Annotated in this window: 14 protein-coding genes; 9 read left to right on the top strand and 5 right to left on the bottom strand. The window is 56.8% G+C overall.

Features of this window, described 5'->3' with window-relative positions; all coding sequences use genetic code 11:
• Window positions 1–227: 227 nt before the first annotated feature.
• Window positions 228–380: a hypothetical protein gene (locus ACGK9W_RS05985; protein WP_008171150.1), complete on the bottom strand. Its 153-nt coding sequence runs from the start codon at window positions 378–380 to the stop codon at window positions 228–230.
• A gap of 171 nt (window positions 381–551) precedes the next feature.
• Window positions 552–803: a YdcH family protein gene (locus ACGK9W_RS05980; RefSeq protein WP_008171152.1), complete on the bottom strand. Its 252-nt coding sequence runs from the start codon at window positions 801–803 to the stop codon at window positions 552–554.
• A 167-nt stretch (window positions 804–970) separates the two neighbouring features.
• On the opposite strand from ACGK9W_RS05980, the gene ACGK9W_RS05975 reads away from it, so the two are divergent.
• Window positions 971–1,939 carry a beta-ketoacyl-ACP synthase III gene (locus ACGK9W_RS05975; RefSeq protein ID WP_092032703.1) on the top strand — a complete coding sequence of 323 codons (969 nt, stop codon included), beginning with the start codon at window positions 971–973 and terminating at the stop codon, window positions 1,937–1,939.
• A gap of 147 nt (window positions 1,940–2,086) precedes the next feature.
• Window positions 2,087–2,359: a YebG family protein gene (locus ACGK9W_RS05970; RefSeq protein WP_008171158.1), complete on the top strand. Its 273-nt coding sequence runs from the start codon at window positions 2,087–2,089 to the stop codon at window positions 2,357–2,359.
• Between the two features lie 30 nt (window positions 2,360–2,389).
• Here the strand turns inward: ACGK9W_RS05970 and ACGK9W_RS05965 are convergent, their stop codons facing one another.
• Both ACGK9W_RS05965 and ACGK9W_RS05960 read right to left on the bottom strand, forming a co-directional pair.
• A complete protein-coding gene (locus ACGK9W_RS05965; protein ID WP_008171160.1) occupies window positions 2,390–4,846 on the bottom strand; it encodes a YbcC family protein in 2,457 nt (818 codons plus the stop codon).
• Complete coding sequence (locus ACGK9W_RS05960) at window positions 4,843–6,462, bottom strand: NADH-quinone oxidoreductase subunit L (protein WP_008171162.1); 1,620 nt, start codon at window positions 6,460–6,462, stop codon at window positions 4,843–4,845. The genes ACGK9W_RS05965 and ACGK9W_RS05960 overlap by 4 nt, the downstream gene beginning before the upstream one ends.
• Before the next feature lie 100 nt (window positions 6,463–6,562).
• Here ACGK9W_RS05960 and ACGK9W_RS05955 point away from each other — a divergent pair, with 100 nt between their 5' ends.
• The 4 genes from ACGK9W_RS05955 to ACGK9W_RS05940 all read left to right on the top strand — a co-directional run bounded on the left by ACGK9W_RS05955 (window position 6,563) and on the right by ACGK9W_RS05940 (window position 10,813).
• Window positions 6,563–7,474: a LysR family transcriptional regulator gene (locus tag ACGK9W_RS05955; protein ID WP_014577006.1), complete on the top strand. Its 912-nt coding sequence runs from the start codon at window positions 6,563–6,565 to the stop codon at window positions 7,472–7,474.
• An 84-nt stretch (window positions 7,475–7,558) separates the two neighbouring features.
• On the top strand, window positions 7,559–9,049 hold the full coding sequence (locus ACGK9W_RS05950) for a flavin-containing monooxygenase (protein WP_405420973.1): 1,491 nt from the start codon (window positions 7,559–7,561) through the stop codon (window positions 9,047–9,049).
• An 87-nt stretch (window positions 9,050–9,136) separates the two neighbouring features.
• Window positions 9,137–9,814 carry a FadR/GntR family transcriptional regulator gene (locus ACGK9W_RS05945; protein ID WP_405419674.1) on the top strand — a complete coding sequence of 226 codons (678 nt, stop codon included), beginning with the start codon at window positions 9,137–9,139 and terminating at the stop codon, window positions 9,812–9,814.
• Between the two features lie 3 nt (window positions 9,815–9,817).
• On the top strand, window positions 9,818–10,813 hold the full coding sequence (locus ACGK9W_RS05940) for a bile acid:sodium symporter family protein (RefSeq protein WP_053115301.1): 996 nt from the start codon (window positions 9,818–9,820) through the stop codon (window positions 10,811–10,813).
• Between the two features lie 14 nt (window positions 10,814–10,827).
• Here the strand turns inward: ACGK9W_RS05940 and ACGK9W_RS05935 are convergent, their stop codons facing one another.
• The gene (locus ACGK9W_RS05935; RefSeq protein ID WP_405419670.1) at window positions 10,828–11,472 is read right to left on the bottom strand and encodes a J domain-containing protein; all 645 of its coding nucleotides are present in this window, start codon (window positions 11,470–11,472) and stop codon (window positions 10,828–10,830) included.
• Window positions 11,473–11,603: 131 nt separating this feature from the next.
• Between ACGK9W_RS05935 and ACGK9W_RS05930 the strand changes: the two genes are divergently transcribed.
• From ACGK9W_RS05930 to ACGK9W_RS05920, 3 genes are read left to right on the top strand one after another with little or no spacing between them, the layout of a single operon-like run.
• On the top strand, window positions 11,604–13,754 hold the full coding sequence (locus tag ACGK9W_RS05930; protein WP_039881866.1) for a TonB-dependent siderophore receptor: 2,151 nt from the start codon (window positions 11,604–11,606) through the stop codon (window positions 13,752–13,754).
• A gap of 32 nt (window positions 13,755–13,786) precedes the next feature.
• Window positions 13,787–14,779, top strand: a complete 993-nt coding sequence (locus ACGK9W_RS05925) for an ABC transporter substrate-binding protein (protein WP_405419667.1) — start codon at window positions 13,787–13,789, stop codon at window positions 14,777–14,779.
• Window positions 14,772–16,715: an ATP-binding protein gene (locus ACGK9W_RS05920; protein ID WP_273082285.1), complete on the top strand. Its 1,944-nt coding sequence runs from the start codon at window positions 14,772–14,774 to the stop codon at window positions 16,713–16,715. The genes ACGK9W_RS05925 and ACGK9W_RS05920 overlap by 8 nt, the downstream gene beginning before the upstream one ends.
• Window positions 16,716–16,733 lie beyond the last annotated feature (18 nt).

Here is a 16,733-nt window from a genome sequence, read left to right as displayed (position 1 = left end):
CTCTCCTTTCAGGGTGAACCGGTCTGGTTCTGGAGGTAGCGTAACTATAGGACGATCCGGTAGAAGAGAATACAGATTCAGATCAATTTTCTTAGATTTTTTCGAGATAAAAGGGCTTTAAGAACAATAGGATATTTCATTATTGTGACAGTCTGTAACCTTCTGGACTGATTATTTTTCAACCAGTTCAGAAGGTTACCGAGAGCAGAGTCGATCAGTCACGAGGATCAGAATTTCCAGAACGGAGTGCTCAGTTTCTGTTCAACCAGTTCAGGGGAAAATCCCACATCGTTCAGCAACCGACGATCCATAGTCATCACCAGATGGATAAAGTTGCGCTTCATCCGCCAGCCTTTGTAAAGCGAAGCAGCTCTTTTCATTTCATTACTCCTTGGTCAACCCCAGAATATTGGTCTCCGAAAACCGGGACCTTGTTTAATTAGGGTCCTATTCTAAGCTTGACGAGGAGCTTTCTGAATACTTGGAAACCCCTATAAACAGGGGCTCCAAGCATTATTGGGTGTCAGAATTGTGTACTTTTGATGGCAGTCTTATGACGCCTTGGCGTTTGAAAGTAACACTTGGTAAAGGTCATCTTTCAGCTGTGCGCGTTTCTGCTTCATGCGGTGGAGTTTGTCATCACCGATGGGAGAATCCCTCTTTTCCAGCCCTTCAATTTCGTGGTCGAGATGCGTGTACTCCTGAAGCTTTTCGTTGAACTTGAGATCATTGTTCTTGAGTTCCTGAATCAGTTCTCGGTACTGCGGGAATTCTACGTGAAGCTCATGGCTGGAAATGCCCATCGTATTCCTCTCCTCTTCTTTGCAGAGTGTTGATCAAAGCTGATCACCTTCAGCATAGACGAGCGTGCCAGTTTCTGGGCGTCTTTGACAAATCGCTAATTACGCACGACGTTGCATGGGTATAGCATGGTAGTACGTTATCCAGTTACGCCTCGGGACACTTGCGAATGACCTTTGCACGAATTACCGGCACCGGTTCCTACCTGCCTGAAAACATCGTTACCAACAAAGACCTCGAGAAAATGGTCGACACCACCGACCAGTGGATTCGCGAGCGCACGGGAATCGAAAGACGTCACATTGCCGTCGAAGGCCAGACCACAGTGGATCTTGCTGAGCAGGCTGCAAGGAATGCCATTGATGCCGCGGGCATCAATGCACAGGACATCGATCTGATCGTGTTTGCCACCTCCACCCCGGACAAGATTTTTCCGAGTTCCGCATGCATCCTGCAGGCGCGTCTTGGCATCCATGGCTGCCCCGCGTTCGACATACAGGCGGTATGCAGCGGATTTGTATACGCCCTCGCAACAGCAGAAAAATTCATCAAAACCGGAAGCAGCAAGAAGGCCCTGGTTATCGGCGCCGAGGTGTTCTCCCGCATCATTAACTGGGAAGACCGTGGTACGTGTGTCTTGTTCGGCGATGGCGCCGGCGCGGTGATCCTGGAGGCCGACGAAGAAACCGGCATCCTTTCCACCCATATCCATGCCGATGGCCAGTATGCCGATTTGCTGCACGTTCCCTGCGGTATTGCCGATGGCTACGACCAGGTCAAGGCCGGGCGAGCGTTTGTGGAAATGAAAGGCAACGAAGTGTTCAAGGTGGCGGTCAACACCTTGGGCAAGATCGTTGACGAAACCCTGGCAGCCAACCAGATGCAGAAATCCGAGATCGACTGGCTGGTTCCGCACCAGGCCAACCTGAGAATCATCTCGGCCACGGCAAAGAAACTGAACATGTCCATGGATCAGGTTGTCGTGACGGTGAATGAGCACGGCAACACGTCCGCTGCATCTATCCCCCTCGCCCTTGATGTGGCTGTGCGAGATGGGCGGATTAAGCGCAACGAGGTGCTTCTCCTTGAGGCTTTTGGCGGCGGATTTACCTGGGGCTCTGCACTGCTCCGTTACTGATCGGCCAGCTTTCTGATCGCCACTCGTTTTGAACCAGAGGCGGGCTTCAGCTTTTGTTGAAGCCCGTTTTTCATTGTGTTTACCGCACCCTGTCAGATAGACTGTATTTTTATACAGTACCAATAACGCTCACTGCGAGGAATAACCATGGCAGTACAAGCAGTCTACTTTTCTGATAGGGACGGCCTGGATATGGCACTGAAAAATCCTGAGACGATGCTGTTCACTTCAAAAGCCGAAGCCGACGCCCGGGACAAAGTGCTCGAACTGGCGGAGGAAATTCAGGTATTCCTTGGCCGCAAGGTTGAAGGCCTGGGCGACGATCTGGCCGAACGCTGTGCCATGGCCATAGCGGAGGACAAAGACCTGTTCCAGAAAGCTCTCAAAAAGCCAGAGCTGCTGAACGCAGAACAGGAATAGCAGGACAGGGGCGGCGCCGCCGCCCTTCTCTCATGCCACGGCTACCCAGTTGCCATTGTCGTAACGCGCTACGCCCCGGCCAGACATCCGGTGCAGACTGACCCACTGGTTTTCCACCAGAGCCGCCACATCTGGCTGGCGACGCAACACAGATTCGATCCGATCTTCCGGCGCATCAATCAGAACAGTAAGACGAACCGGTTCATGGCGCCAATGAGTACCATCGTGAACCGACTGCAGCGGCAGGCCAATTCTCAACCGTGCGTTATTACCTTCGACAACGCCGACATTCCCGCCAACCACGGAGTGCAGGAGCTTGTTACCCGAGCCATACACTTCGGGAACCGTTACCGAAGCAAAGTACTGAAGGTTGATCCAGTTGGCGACGATCATTGGTGCCGCCAGCAAAGCCTCCAGAAGACCGCCATCTTCGTCCAGAGTCGGATCGTAATCGTGCAGGAATACGCGGCCGGACAGGTTGCAGCCCCGGGTCCTGCTGCGCTTCGCGAAGATGATTGCCGCGTTATTGGCCAGCCCCCACTCCGGACGAACCTCTGACCAGTCCCGGGTCCGGGTTTCCATGGCCTGCTTGAGGTTATCGTCGTCCAACCCGTTCAATTTCAGCGGCGTTGCCCGCTCTTTTCGAGCCCGGATGCCGGCTGTTTCGAATCCGGCTTCCAGATCTGCCAGGTGCTGCATGTGCGAATCCGGGATAAGATGGCGATCAGCAATCGTTACCTTGTCCGTCGCGGTGCAGTGCTCGGCAGCGACCGCCCAGGTGAAGTCCGGAATTCTGATACCTTCGTCGGCAAGCCCCGCCCTGACCTGTGGATCATTGACCAGGCTTGCTGCAAGCCGGGCGTTCACGCCGCCGCTCTGGCCGCCACATGCACCACAGTCGAGACCAGCCTGGTTCGGGTTGTTATCGGTATGACAGCCATGGCCAACAAGTACCAGCAAAGGCGCGAAACCACTGGTCAGAGACATCCCGCGGAGCATATTGGCCGCCAGCGCAACCCTCTCGGCATCAGAGAGCGGGTCGCCTCCGTGGCTATGGACCAGACGCCCCTCTACACTTTGGTCAGGGCGGGTTTTGTGGCCCTTTTTCAGAGTGTCTTTCACCAGTTTCCAGGCCCAGGCCAAACCGGTGGTCTCAACCAGCGTGAACGTCGACAAGCTGGTGTATTTCGCCTTTCTGACTGATTCACGGGCGATCTCTCTCTGATCGAGAGAGCGATTCACTGCCAGATCCTCTCGCAGGCTGCCCTTGGTATCAATCAACCGGAAAGACGCGGGCAACAGGCCCGGCAGTCGGCGGGCCGGGGCAAGCGGTCCGTGTTGCTGATGATCGATTGGCATTCCGAAAAAACCGGCGAATCCGAGCGTCTGCACGTCGGGGCACACTGCTTCAAGGTGGCGTCGCATCACTTCGGAGCGAACATCGATACAGAAAACCGCCTGGACTGCAGGAATGCCACGCCCGGAGTCTGGCAACGCCTGCTTGAGCGGCGCAGATTCAAGTGCCTGCCACAAGGTGCGCTGGTAACCAATCTCGAAGGCACGCTGCCACACCCACAGCCTGCTGCGGTCATCGTAGGCGCCCCTGCGACTCGCGCGGGCTCTCTGCCTCTGCCACTCTGCTTTCTGTGCCGTCGAGGCGAAGGCTACCCCTGCGGACTCCCAGACCAGCATGATCGCCAGAATGTCCTCACACCGATCGGATGAACGCCCCTCAAGGCCTGCCCGCCAGTCTTCTCCGCGACACCAGGAGGCCCAGCCGTTCACTCTCAACAACAGGCTATGGCACAGCGCTTCCAACTCATCTCCACGAGCGCCGATCCGATTCAGCGCCTCCTGTACTGCCTGATCCCTGCCGTCCGGAACCGTCTTGAAGAACGCACGGCCCCCTTTCAACCCGGTCGTAAAATCAAGCGCCAGATCCTGCCTGACTGATTCAAGCCAAAAACCGAACAACCCCCCATTGGCCTGGTTGCCCGAAACGGACCATCGGCTCTGGCGCTGATCGAAAAAGGCGCCGCAAACGCGAGAAACCTGGTCGCAAACGATGTCAGTCAGAACACCGGCCTCCTCGTGGGCATTCGCAACCGCAACGGTATCCAGAATGGAACCGCGCATTGGCGCAGTTATCGCCCCCTTTCGACCCAGCCAATCAAGGTACCAGGCGGTATTCCGCTCATCGCCGCGCTCCGCAATACTTGCCCTCAGATCGTCTTCCCGAATCCGGCCACCTTCCCAGGCTTCTCGATAAAACTCGGTTGGCATAAGCATACTGAAACCCGCGCGCTCGTTGAGCACCTGATCAACCCGCGGGGCCGGAAAATGTCTCAGCCCCCAGAACGGATTCACCGCTATCCACTGATCGAGAGGCCAAACAGGGGCGATCAGGTCGCAGGCCTGTTTAACCGGTTTACGCCAGTCATCGCTCAGCCACTGCAGTTCCGGTAACGGGGCGCTTACATCGCTCATGATCTCTCCTCCAGTCTGAACGGATGATGCGGAACCCTGCGGAACATGGCCGGCACCTTCAAAGCCTCCGCCGCCAGGAAGCGGGTCAACCGATCAAAGGGCAATTCCAGGTAAAGCCCCTGAAGAAAATGAACGCCCAGAGCGCGGGTGGCCGGGAAGCGAGCACCGAATACAATCATCAAAGAGCACACGGCGAGCAGCGTTACCAGAGTGGCGCCCGTTCCCAGAGCAATGCCGGGGATAGCAAACCCTTCCTGCTCGGGAACGGCCGGGCCGATGAGAAAGTGCAACAATGAGTACAGCGGAACCAGGAGCACTGCCAGTCCCGCAAGCTTCAGCTTCACCGCTTTGGTTGCTCCGGCCGGGATGCCCATGGCGGCCGCCGATACCGCCAGCACCAGCAATGCTCCGAAAACCGGATTGTTTTCCACGATCCACGGGAACTGAACCAGGATCGCCGCCGCCAACAGGCCGGTAAGCCCGGCCCAGGAGAGCCGGTTAGCAGAGGGAGATTCGGGAAAACGCGTTGCTGCCGATACCGCCACCGTGCGACCAGAAGCCAGGAACGAATGCGCCTTGTACAGCGAATGGGCCAGTAGATGCAGCAGTGCCAGTGTGTAGGCCCCCATGCCGATTTCGAACAGCATAAAGCCCATCTGCGCACAGGTTGACCAGGCAAGAGCATGTTTGACCGAGTACTGGGTCATCATGGTGAGAACCGCAACGACCGCCGTCATGCCGCCGATCACGAGCAGAATCATGTGGCCGGCCGTAAAGCCATCGAACACCGGGAATAAACGGAGCCAGAGGAAACCGCCAAGATTGATAACCCCGGCATGGAGCAGCGCAGACACGGGCGTGGGAGCCTCCATAACGCGGATGAGCCAGCCATGAAAGGGAATCTGGGCGCACTTGAGAACCGCCGCCAGAGCCAGAACCACCGAGGCAACTGTCAGCGCTGTTGAGCCACCGGCTCGGGCGCCCTCATTCTGGATGATGTCTGGCAGGTAAAAGGTGCCGTAATGCAGGTAGAGCGCCACCACACCAAAGACCACCAGCGCATCCCCCACCCGGCTGACGATGAACTTCTGAACCGCCGCCATTCGCGCCTGGGGCCGGTCCTGATAGAGGGTGAGCAAATGATGCAGGGCCAGACTGACACCAATCCAGGCGCCTGCCAGAATCAGCAGATGGTTGGTAAACACCAATACCAGAACAGAGGCAACCGTCACCAGAAACCATGGAAGAAAACGGTCACGGCCAGGGTCCTGGCTGAGGTAGTTGTCTGCAAACCGAAGAATAACCCAGCCAATAAACGCCACCATCGTGGCCATCCAGACCGCTATCCCGTCTGGATACAGGCCGAAGCGCCCACCCAGGGTGGCTAAACGATTGCTGTCGCCTCCTGTATAGGGCTGAATCAGGAGGAGGATTCCCATCACGACCGAAACAGCCATGGAAGCCAACAATGCCCACCCGGCAAGTCGCCAACAGTGGTTCACTTTCAGTGGATTCTTCAGCCAGCCAGTCAAACCGGCAAGCAGGAAGAGACCGACCGGCAGCAGCAGCCAGAGTGCGAGGATCGAGAGCAATGAAAATTCGGCGATTGGATTCATACTTGCAAACCTCCTGATTGCAAGTACTTTGCCGATCCTCGTCACATATAAAAAATGGTTTATACTTATCAGATCATTCGTTTTTAGAGAACGAAATCACATGAAGCTGAATTACCATCACCTTTACTACTTCTGGAAGGTCGCGCGAACCGGTCACCTGACGCGGGCAGCTGACTCGCTGCATATTTCCCAGTCGGCGCTGTCGGGTCAGATACGCAAGCTGGAAGACAGCCTGGGACACGACCTCTTCATTCGCGAGGGGCGGCGCCTCAAGCTGTCTGAAGCCGGGAGAATGGCATTCTCCTACGCCGAGGAGATCTTCCGCCAGGGTGAGGAACTGACGGCATTGTTCGCCTCCGGCGCTCAACCAAACCGCGAGATACTCCGGATCGGGGCGGTGGCCACCCTCTCCCGTAACTTCCAGGAAGGCTTTCTTCAGCCGCTGCTGAACCGCGAAGACCTTGAGTTGAGCCTGCAAAGTAGCCACATGGATGAGCTGCTAAGACGGCTCTCGGCGCATCGACTGGACTTGATCCTCGCAAACCAGGCGGTACAGGGAGATGAACAGAATCCCTGGCGGTCACGGCTGATTGCCAAGCAGCCGGTCAGCATCATCGGGCCGCGGGGAATAGACGTTCAGGGCGATTTTGTCGACGTACTGCGTGGCCGAAGCCTGATTGTGCCGGGCCCGGACAACAACATACGCCAGGCCTTCGACCAGTTGTGCGAGTATCACAGGCTGCGTCCCAACATCGCCGCCGAGGTGGATGATATGGCGATGATGCGACTTCTCACCCGGGATACCGGTCATTTCGCCATCATGCCTCCGGTGGTCGTGCGCGACGAAATGAAGAGCGGAACCCTTGCAGACTACGGCGCCCTGCCAGGCGTCTTCGAGGAGTTCTACGCCATCAGTATCCGGCGCCAGTTCGAGACGCCGGCACTCAGGGAACTGCTATCCCAGACTCAGGACAATTACCTGACCCGGACGCCGATTGGTCATTCTGACTAGCCCGAGTGGCGAAAAATGTCATCCATAAGGCTGACTTACATCCGTATACTGAAGCGGAAAGACCACAATAATAACGCCGGACATATGATCATGAGCCAAGCCAGCCTGCGAGAACACCCGTCCATTCTGATTATCGGTAGCGGTTTTGGTGGTCTGGGCATGGCCATCAAACTGAAACTGGCCGGATTCAATAACCTGACCCTGCTGGAAAAAGCCGACCGGGTTGGAGGTACCTGGCGTGATAATACCTACCCCGGTGCCGCCTGCGATGTGCAATCCCACTTTTATTCATACTCCTTCGAACCCAAGCACAACTGGTCGCGGAAATTCGGATTGCAGCCCGAAATACTCGGGTATATGGAGCACTGCGTTCAGAAATATCGCCTGGGCAGTCACATCCGGTTTAACTCCGAGGTGCAGGAAGCCGCGTTTGACGACGAAACAAATCAATGGTCGGTGACTCTCGCAAACGGTGAGCAGCTGACCGCCAACGTACTCATCACCGCCACCGGACAGCTCAATCAACCTGCCTGGCCAAACCTGAAGGGCCTGGACCTTTTCCAGGGCAAGATGTTCCATTCAGCCCGCTGGGATCATGATTACGACCTCTCCGATAAACGAGTGGCGGTCATTGGAACTGGCGCGAGTGCCATTCAGTTTGTTCCGGAGATTGCATCGAAGGTAAAGCAGTTGGACCTGTTTCAGCGCTCGGCGGCCTGGGTCCTGCCCAAGCCGGATCGGCCTTTCAAGCGCTGGGAGCAGACGCTGTTCCAGAAAGTGCCGGCCTGGGATCGCCTTTATCGATACCTCATTTATTGGAAAAACGAGAGTCGCGCCCTCGCTTTCACCAAATTCAGTGGCCTTCTCGAGTATTACGCGAACATGGCAAAGCGGGAGGCCAGAAAACAGGTCACAGATCCCGCCAAGCTGAAAAAGATCATTCCAGACTACAAGATCGGCTGCAAACGGATTCTGATTTCCAACGACTGGTATCCGGCCATCAACCGGCCGAACGTGAATCTTATTACCGACCCTATTGACCACATTGACGAGTCCGGCGTCATTACGCACGAAGGACACCACCATGAAGTGGACGCAATTATCTGCGGCACTGGTTTTCGGGCCTCGGAGTTCCTGTCACCCATCCGGATAACAGGCCGGGGCGGAAAGACCCTGAACGAGGCCTGGCAGAACGGCGCCGGCGCCTTCAAAGGCATTACTGTCAGCGGCTTCCCGAACCTGTTCATGCTCTATGGGCCGAACACCAATCTGGCTCACAACTCCATCCTTTACATGCTCGAATCCCAGTTCCGATATGTGCTCGAGTGCCTGGAAGCGCTCGAGAAATACCCGGGCTCGGCCATGGATGTGCGCCAGGATCGCCAGGACCGCTTTACTCATGTGGTGCAGGAAGGCCTGGAAGACACGGTCTGGAGTTCCGGCTGCACCTCCTGGTACCTGGATGCCAATGGCCGTAATACCATCAACTGGCCGGGATTCACCTTCACATACCGGTTTGCCACCCGGCGGGTGGACACCGCCGATTACCAGTTTCTGTACCCCGGCCAGGCATAGAGGCGAGTGGCCTGCTGGAGTTACCTCTTGAAGCTCGCAGCTATTCATAGGATGCTTGGGTAATCGGTTTGAAGGATGATAAACACCATGCTGGAACGTATCCGCAAAGGGTCTCTGGTGGAGACCGCCATAGAAAGCCTCAGAAATGCTATCGAGAAGGGGGATTGGTCCGTTGGCGATCGCCTGCCCGTCGAATCAGAACTTTCCGAATCCCTCGGAGTAAGCCGCAACACGGTTCGTGAGGCGGTTCGGGTGCTGGTACACGTGGGGATGCTGGAAACCCGCCAGGGGGATGGCACATACGTACGAGCGACACGGGACGCCGGGGAGACACTGCGGAGAATTGCCCGCACCCAGCTGGCGGAGCAGCTGGAGGTCAGGATCATGCTGGAAACGGAGGCCGCCAAGCTGGCAGGGCACCGGCGGACAGAACAGGATCTCCGGCACATGACCACAGCCCTCGATGCTCGCGCCAAAGCGGGAGAGGACCTGCAGGCTCGCATCCGGCACGACGAAGCCTTCCATCATGCCCTGGTTGCCGCTTCTCATAACTCAGCGCTGATCGAGCTCTACGACTACTTTTCCCACGCTGTCAGCCAGACCATCGAGCAGACCGAAACCGACGCAGACCTGCCGGAACCCTCCCAGGAAGACCATGAACTCCTGCTCGCGGCGGTCCGGCGTCAGGATGAGGGCAAGGCAGAATCCCTGGCAAGGGCGCTTTTGAAACCCAGCCTCCAGGCCTTGAAGCGTCGGGAGTCCTGATTCATGAAGTTCCGGATCGACACCTTTACCCTGCTGCTCCTGGGCGCCATCGTATTAGCCACCTTTCTGCCTGCAACTGGCCAGGCAGGCGAGGCACTGGCCACCGCCGGAACGGTCGCCGTCGCCCTGCTCTTCTTTTTCCATGGCGCAGCGCTGTCCCGGGACCAGATTATTGCCGGTGCCACCCACTGGCGGCTGCACATTCTGATCACTTCGCTCACCTTCGTATTTTTTCCACTTGCGGTGCTGCCGATTAACGGCCTCAGCAATATCGCACCATCCTGGATGCCGAAAGATCTTGGTTTGGGGTTTCTTTACCTGGGCGTCCTGCCGTCGGCGGTGTCCTCTTCCATCGCCTATACCGCGATGGCGCGGGGCAATGTTCCGGCGGCAATCTGCAGCGCAGCCGCCTCCAATGTCTTTGGCATGATGCTGACGCCATTCCTGCTGTTGCTGTTGGTAAGCACGTCCGGCGGTGGGGATTTCTCCGTAGCGGAAGCCCTGAAAGACATCGTTCTGCAACTGCTGCTGCCTTTTGCGGTTGGGCATGCGCTCCGACCATGGCTCGGCGGATTTCTTGGCAGAAACGAAACACTGATGGCCCGATACGATCAGTGCGTGATCTGGCTGATCGTCTACTCCGCTTTTTCACATTCGGTAGAGAGCGGACTCTGGGAGAATCTGCCCCTGCAGGCCATCCTTTTCGCCATTGCGCTGTGCCTGGGCTTGCTGCTGCTATTCATGGTGTTTGCCAGGTTCCTGGTACGGCGATTCGGGTTCAGCCTGGAGGATGAAGCCGCGGTGGTGTTCTGCGGCTCCAAAAAGAGCCTGGCGTCTGGTCTGCCCATGGCCAAGGTCCTGTTCTCAGGGCACCCGGGCTTCGGCATGATCGTGTTACCGATCATGTGCTACAACCAGATACAGGTTATCGTCGGAGCCTTCCTGGCCCAGAAGTACCGGGATAAAATTGAAAGGGCGAATGCAGAGAAAACGGGTTGATCCGGGCGGCGAAATCAACCGCCACCCATTCCGCCAAAGAGTGTGGCAAGAATCGCCAGCCCTACAATCCAGCCAATCACCGCCGGCCAGAAATTGACCATTTGCGGTGGCTGTTCGCCCTGCTCTTCAGCCATATCGGGTTCCGGGTAATTCCGATCGTCGGCCGCCTCAGGCGCCTGCTCCACAGTGAACCAGTCGAACCACTCACCGAGAAACTGGGCCACCGGCGCCGGAAAGGTACCGTTTTCCGCCATCGGCCGTATCTGGGGCTCCAACTGGCGACCAATCTCGCGTCGCAACCGCGGCTGATCGGCGGGCGGCTCGTCCAGAATGGCTTTCCAGATGCCCGGGTTCTTGCTTCTTGAGGAGTCATTGAGCAAGGCCTTGATCTGGATAACCACCTCACGAACCACCTGGCCCTCGTTGGCATCCAGCGGACGATCAGGCTCCTCGTCCTGCACCTCGCGATGCGGTTCAGTCTGAACCGTGTCAGAAGCCTGCTTTACCGGGCCCGGATCGTCCCCGACTGCCTCCCGGAAAGCCGCTTCCAGGCTCTTTGCCTCGTCTTCCGAAGCAAACTTGAGCTGTTGCTCATACGCATCCTGGATCTTCCGGCGATCGCCGGTCGGCTCAATTCCAAGGATTTCCCAACAATTCATAAAGCTGCAACTCCCGGGCCTAGATTTATTACATTTCAGAGAGACAAACTGTCTGTAGTCCCTTACGATAGGACCTAATCATAATAAAACCGCTTTATCCTTTTTTCTCGGCAGATTATAGAACGTCAACCATGCATCAATCGACAAAAACGGCAGGAATGGGTGACCGCCGCCCTCTGGCAACCTGCTTCGGCATCAGCCTTGCCCTGTCCGCCCTGCTTCCGGCTACCGCGCTCGGCCAAACTGACACACCTGATTTCATGCCCGGCTTGCTTGCCCTCGAAGGCGAACAAAGCGAAATCCCCGAAGTACTGACTACGACACGATTGCGCCAGTCAAAACTCAGGGTTCCCGGCACCACCACGATCATCACCGGCGACATGATCCGTGACCTCGGCATCATGAACCTCGTAGAGGCATTCCGGCTGGTTCCGGGCATGGTGGTTGGCCACTGGGGAAGTACCAACCCGGTGGCAACCTATCGCGGTACTTCCCAATACGAGCAACGCCGCCTGCAGGTTCAGATTGACGGGCGAACCGCCTACAGAATCAGCCTCGCAGACGTAGATTGGCTGGGCATGCCGGTGGCACTGGAAAATATCGAACGTATTGAAGTGAGCCGGGGCCCAAATTCCGCCGCCTATGGCATCAACGCGTTTCTTGGAAGCATCAATATCATTACCCGCTCACCGCAAGACACGGCGGGGGTGGAAGCCTACACCTCGGTTGGGTCCCGTGGTCACCTTCGCACGTTTACCTCCGTGGGCGATACCGATGCCGACAAAAGTTGGCGGTTGTCGTACGAGAAGCGCAAATCCAACGGCTTTGATAGTCAGATTGATGGCGGCCAGGAGATCCCCTTTCACGATGGCCACGACATCAACAACTTCAATTTCGACAGCGTATTCCGAATTGACCGCCAGCATTCGGTTGACGTGCGAGCAGGCGTTCTGGATGGCGTAAATGAAGAAGATCTCGAGAAGTCCGGAAAGCTGGGCGCCACCACAAACCCGGACATTATCATGGATGACTACTACCTCCATGTCCGGTTCGACGGAGCGACCTCGCCCGACCACTTCTACCATATCCAGGCGAGCTATCAGAATCAGCGACAGAGGCAGCGGTGGACCGTTTCCGCGCCTGCAGCGGAGATCAATGCCCTGCTGCCGACAGGGTTCCCACCCTTCCCCGAGGATCAGGGTCCGTTCATCGCTGACCTGAACGAAGACCTGGAAGAAACCCGGCAGGAAATTGAATTCCAGGACACCATTATTTTCAGTGACCAGTTCAAGCTGGTCTCCGGTGTGGGCTATCGCAAGGACTCGTTCAATTCCGAAACCTTCTTTAACGGTAAAGGGGACAATTACCAATCCCGGGTATTCGCCAACGCTGAGTACTCGCCCTTTCGGTGGCTGACCTTCAACGCAGGCGGCAACTGGGAGCGGACCACGACCACCGATGAAGACTATTTTTCCCCCAGAGCCGCGGCAAATTTTATCCTGAACAACAACCACGCGCTGCGGTTTGTCTTTTCCCGGGCGGTCCGCACACCGGATGCCTTCGAGCAGAATCCGGACTGGTCCTATACACCGACCAACGTTCAGCCACCCTTTGAAGCACTGGATGGCCAGAGAATCAAAGTGGAAGACATCCTGGACCCGACTACGTCCACTTACGGGCAGGAGTTGGAAGAGGAGTGGATCACCTCCCGGGAGATCAGCTACTTTGGCCAGTTCCATCTGGAAAGTGCCCTGCTCTCGGTGGAAGTGCGCTACTTCAACGACGATTTCCATGACATGATCAGTGGCGTCATCAACGAAGAAGAATGGTATATCGCCAACAACGTTGATCTTGAGCAGGAAGGCGTCGAGCTGGAAACCTCGCTGGAGTTTTCCGGAACCAAGCTCCGGGCTACCTACGCGTATCTTGAGCAGGAAGGCAGATACACTGGCGACCCGGCCGCGCTTCCGGTCGACAAGCAGGAACGTGCCGTAGATCTTATGGGCCGTCTCTCCGCCCGTGACTCCGGTAGTTTTGCCTGGATCCAGGATCTGCCAATGGGCTTCATGACCTCAGCGGCCATGTACTGGACCAATGAAGTGCGCAATACCCGGTTCGAGCGGGCCGATTTCAGGCTCGCACGTCGGGTGGACAGAACCAACTACAGTTATATGCTGGCACTGACGATCCAGCATTACCTTAACCCCAAGCCATGGATCAGCCCTGACAACCGGATTGAGGATCAGAACCAGTTTTTTGTTGAAGCTGGGATTCGTTTCTGAATTTAACAAGGAAAGCGTGAGCCCTGGACGGTATGGAGCGAAGTACAGGCAAGGCAGATCAAAAACGGTCCATATGTGGAATCCGGAGTCTTTTCCCCAAGACCCTGTGCATTCTGCTGCTGACCGTTTTTTCCGTGTTTTCCGGCGCCCAGGAATCGCAAGGCCAGGAATCGCAAGGAAGAGTGGTTTACTTTGCGGGTTCGGGCAATGCCCCTCTCGACCAACACCTGATTCAGCTGCTGAGAGGAGAGCTGGCTCCAGCAACATCCCTGATAGAAATTACTGATGATCAGCTGGCCACCCTTGATTCCGGGCCGATCATCAGCGTGGGGCCCGCCGCCTTCTCCCGGGTCCGTCAGGCAAACCGCTCGGCACCCATATTGGCCATGCTGGTGGACAAGTCCTTTATCTCGGGGTTTGCAGAGCGGTCTCCGGGCCAGATCACCGGGGTGCTGTACAACGTACCCCTGATCCGCCAGGCCCTGACAGGGAAAGCCATCCTGCCCCAGGCCAACAAGATAGCCCTGCTGGCAACCGCAGACTCGGTGGAACTCTACGAACCGCTGATTGATGAGCTGCCGGCCTATGGCATGTCCGCCAGAATTTTTCTGGTCGAAAGCAACGATAAACTGATTCCAACTCTGGTTCGGGCCCTGGGTTATGGAGATTTTCTGTTGGCCGCCCCAGACAGTGCCATATACAACCCCAGAACCATCAAACATATTCTGCTGACCGCCTACCGCCGTAACCAGATCGTCATCGGCCCCACTCAGGCTTATGTCAAGGCAGGCTCCCTGGCCTCCAGTTACGCTCCGTTCCCTGAAATGGTTGAGATGGCTGGCAGCTTTTTATCGACCTTTTTCGAAACTGGTGCATATCCGGAACCCTCGTATCCGGAAGAGTTTCGGGTCGAGGTCAATGCCCAGGTTGCACGTTCTCTGAACATTCCCTTGCCGAGCCGTGAGGATATTGCCACACGGGTGGATCGACAATTAGCGATTAATGGGGAGGCGTCTGATGAATAACAGCCACAGACAACAGCGCCCCATGTCCCGAAAGCTGCTGCTCCTCGGAGCTCTGCCAGCCATAGTCATGTTTATCGTGCTGATGGTGTTCTTCACGTCTGTGCGCCTTGAGGATGCGCGCCGGGATCTCTCCGACAGCAGCCAGATGCTTGCCGACAGCCTCGCCCCTGCCCTGGAATACGCCGTTGTCTCTGGCAACACTCTGGCACTGGACCAGATCCTTTCCCAGTCGCTGCGTCGCAGCAAAGCCGACTGGATCCGGGTTTCTGACGTTATGGGAGACCAACTCGGCTTCGTTTCCCACGAACCGATCAACCCGGGTGAAACACCCGAGCGCTACCAGATCTACGAAGCCGAGATTCTCCAGCAGCCCCTGGAATTTGGTTCGGAGCGCACTGCGGAGTGGTTTGAGCCAGACTATGGCTTTGGTTCCGGTTCTCTGAGGGTTGGCACTGTTCAGGTTGGCGTAAGTCAGGATGTTCTTGCCGAAAGGCGGCAGGATATTCTCTGGACATCGATCGCCGTTGGCGTGGCCCTGCTGCTGTTCAGCATTCTGATCATCAATCATTTCCTTGGAGCAATTCTGGCACCGATACGGGACCTCGCCGGGCGAATCGGTCAACTCACCGATGGTGACTACCAGGAACGTCCCCTGAATACTCACCAGAGTTCGAAGGAGATCGTTGCCATTGAAGAGCAACTCAACCAGCTGGCTCATCACCTGGCCGGCCTGAAAACAGCACGGGACCAGACCCTCGCCGCCTCCGAAGGTGCCCGGGAAAAGGCCGAGATGGCAAATCAGGCAAAATCCGAATTTCTGGCAACCATGAGCCATGAGTTGCGTACGCCCCTGAACGGGGTGCTTGGGATGGTCGATCTGATCCAGGAAGAACCGCTTACCCAACGCCAGCGCGAATACCTCAACACTGCCCGCCAGTCCACCGAGGATCTGTTGACCGTCATCGGGGACATCCTCGATTACTCGAAGATGGACAGCGGCACCCTGAAGCTCGACAGCCAGGAGTTTAACCTTCGGGAACTGATTTCCAACTGCACCGCCACCTACCGACACCTCGCCGAGCAACAGGGCCTAGCCCTCAACCTCAAGTTCTTTGGCGACTGGCCGGACAACCCCGTTGTCATCGGTGACCCCGCACGTCTGCGGCAAATTCTGGCGGGGCTGGCTGACAACGCCATCAAGTTTACCGGCGATGGCTTTATCAATATCCAGGCAGGCTTTTTCGCCCTGGAAGACAACTGCATCATTCTGAATTGCTCGGTCAGCGACTCCGGGTCCGGCATTCCGACCGAGCGCCTTCACGACATTTTCAACTCCTTCGAACAGGTCGACGGCGGAAACAGCCGGCTATACGGGGGCACCGGGCTTGGCCTGTCCCTGGTCCAGCGGCTGGTTGAACTCATGGGCGGACACATTCAGGTGGAAACGGATCTGGGCAAGGGTTCCTCGTTCCGGTTTGAGCTGCCCTTCGAGTTGGCGGATCGACCCAGCGAGCCCGAGCCCTCTGGTACACCGCCAAGGGAAACGATTAATGGCACCAGCCATGCCCTGGTGGTGGAAGATAACCCGGTAAACCAGCGCGTTGCCACGGCTATGCTCAAGCGGTTGGGTTTCCATACCGATTCCGCCAACAACGGCAAGGAAGCACTGGACAGGGTGACCACTAACCACACGGGCTACGACATCATACTGATGGACTGTCAGATGCCCGTGATGGACGGATACGAGGCCACCCGCTATATCCGGGAATGGGAACAGAGCAACGGCCAGATAGGGACACCGATCATTGCACTAACGGCAGACGTTCTGCCCGGGACAGAAAAAACTTGTCTCGACTGCGGCATGAACGACTATCTGGCCAAGCCTGTTCGCAAGGAAATGCTGCGCGAAGTGCTCAGCCGCTGGATCAAGCTCTAGAAGGGTTCCGGCGCCCTG

Source organism: Marinobacter flavimaris (assembly GCF_045057155.1).
Taxonomy (GTDB): domain Bacteria; phylum Pseudomonadota; class Gammaproteobacteria; order Pseudomonadales; family Oleiphilaceae; genus Marinobacter; species Marinobacter manganoxydans.
Note: the sequence above shows the minus strand (reverse complement) of the source record. Positions and strands in the feature narration are given on the sequence as shown.

What these genes read in the sequence shown, in the direction of transcription:
- ACGK9W_RS05955 (WP_014577006.1), top strand. Translation starts at nt 6,563, where the DNA reads ATGAAGCTGAATTACCATCACCTTTACTACTTCTGGAAGGTCGCGCGA.
- ACGK9W_RS05920 (WP_273082285.1), top strand. Translation starts at nt 14,772, where the DNA reads ATGAATAACAGCCACAGACAACAGCGCCCCATGTCCCGAAAGCTGCTG.
- ACGK9W_RS05960 (WP_008171162.1), bottom strand. Translation starts at nt 6,462, where the DNA reads ATGAATCCAATCGCCGAATTTTCATTGCTCTCGATCCTCGCACTCTGG.
- ACGK9W_RS05935 (WP_405419670.1), bottom strand. Translation starts at nt 11,472, where the DNA reads ATGAATTGTTGGGAAATCCTTGGAATTGAGCCGACCGGCGATCGCCGG.
- ACGK9W_RS05925 (WP_405419667.1), top strand. Translation starts at nt 13,787, where the DNA reads ATGGAGCGAAGTACAGGCAAGGCAGATCAAAAACGGTCCATATGTGGA.
- ACGK9W_RS05945 (WP_405419674.1), top strand. Translation starts at nt 9,137, where the DNA reads ATGCTGGAACGTATCCGCAAAGGGTCTCTGGTGGAGACCGCCATAGAA.
- ACGK9W_RS05930 (WP_039881866.1), top strand. Translation starts at nt 11,604, where the DNA reads ATGCATCAATCGACAAAAACGGCAGGAATGGGTGACCGCCGCCCTCTG.
- ACGK9W_RS05940 (WP_053115301.1), top strand. Translation starts at nt 9,818, where the DNA reads ATGAAGTTCCGGATCGACACCTTTACCCTGCTGCTCCTGGGCGCCATC.
- ACGK9W_RS05980 (WP_008171152.1), bottom strand. Translation starts at nt 803, where the DNA reads ATGGGCATTTCCAGCCATGAGCTTCACGTAGAATTCCCGCAGTACCGA.
- ACGK9W_RS05970 (WP_008171158.1), top strand. Translation starts at nt 2,087, where the DNA reads ATGGCAGTACAAGCAGTCTACTTTTCTGATAGGGACGGCCTGGATATG.
- ACGK9W_RS05975 (WP_092032703.1), top strand. Translation starts at nt 971, where the DNA reads ATGACCTTTGCACGAATTACCGGCACCGGTTCCTACCTGCCTGAAAAC.
- ACGK9W_RS05965 (WP_008171160.1), bottom strand. Translation starts at nt 4,846, where the DNA reads ATGAGCGATGTAAGCGCCCCGTTACCGGAACTGCAGTGGCTGAGCGAT.
- ACGK9W_RS05950 (WP_405420973.1), top strand. Translation starts at nt 7,559, where the DNA reads ATGATCATGAGCCAAGCCAGCCTGCGAGAACACCCGTCCATTCTGATT.
- ACGK9W_RS05985 (WP_008171150.1), bottom strand. Translation starts at nt 380, where the DNA reads ATGAAAAGAGCTGCTTCGCTTTACAAAGGCTGGCGGATGAAGCGCAAC.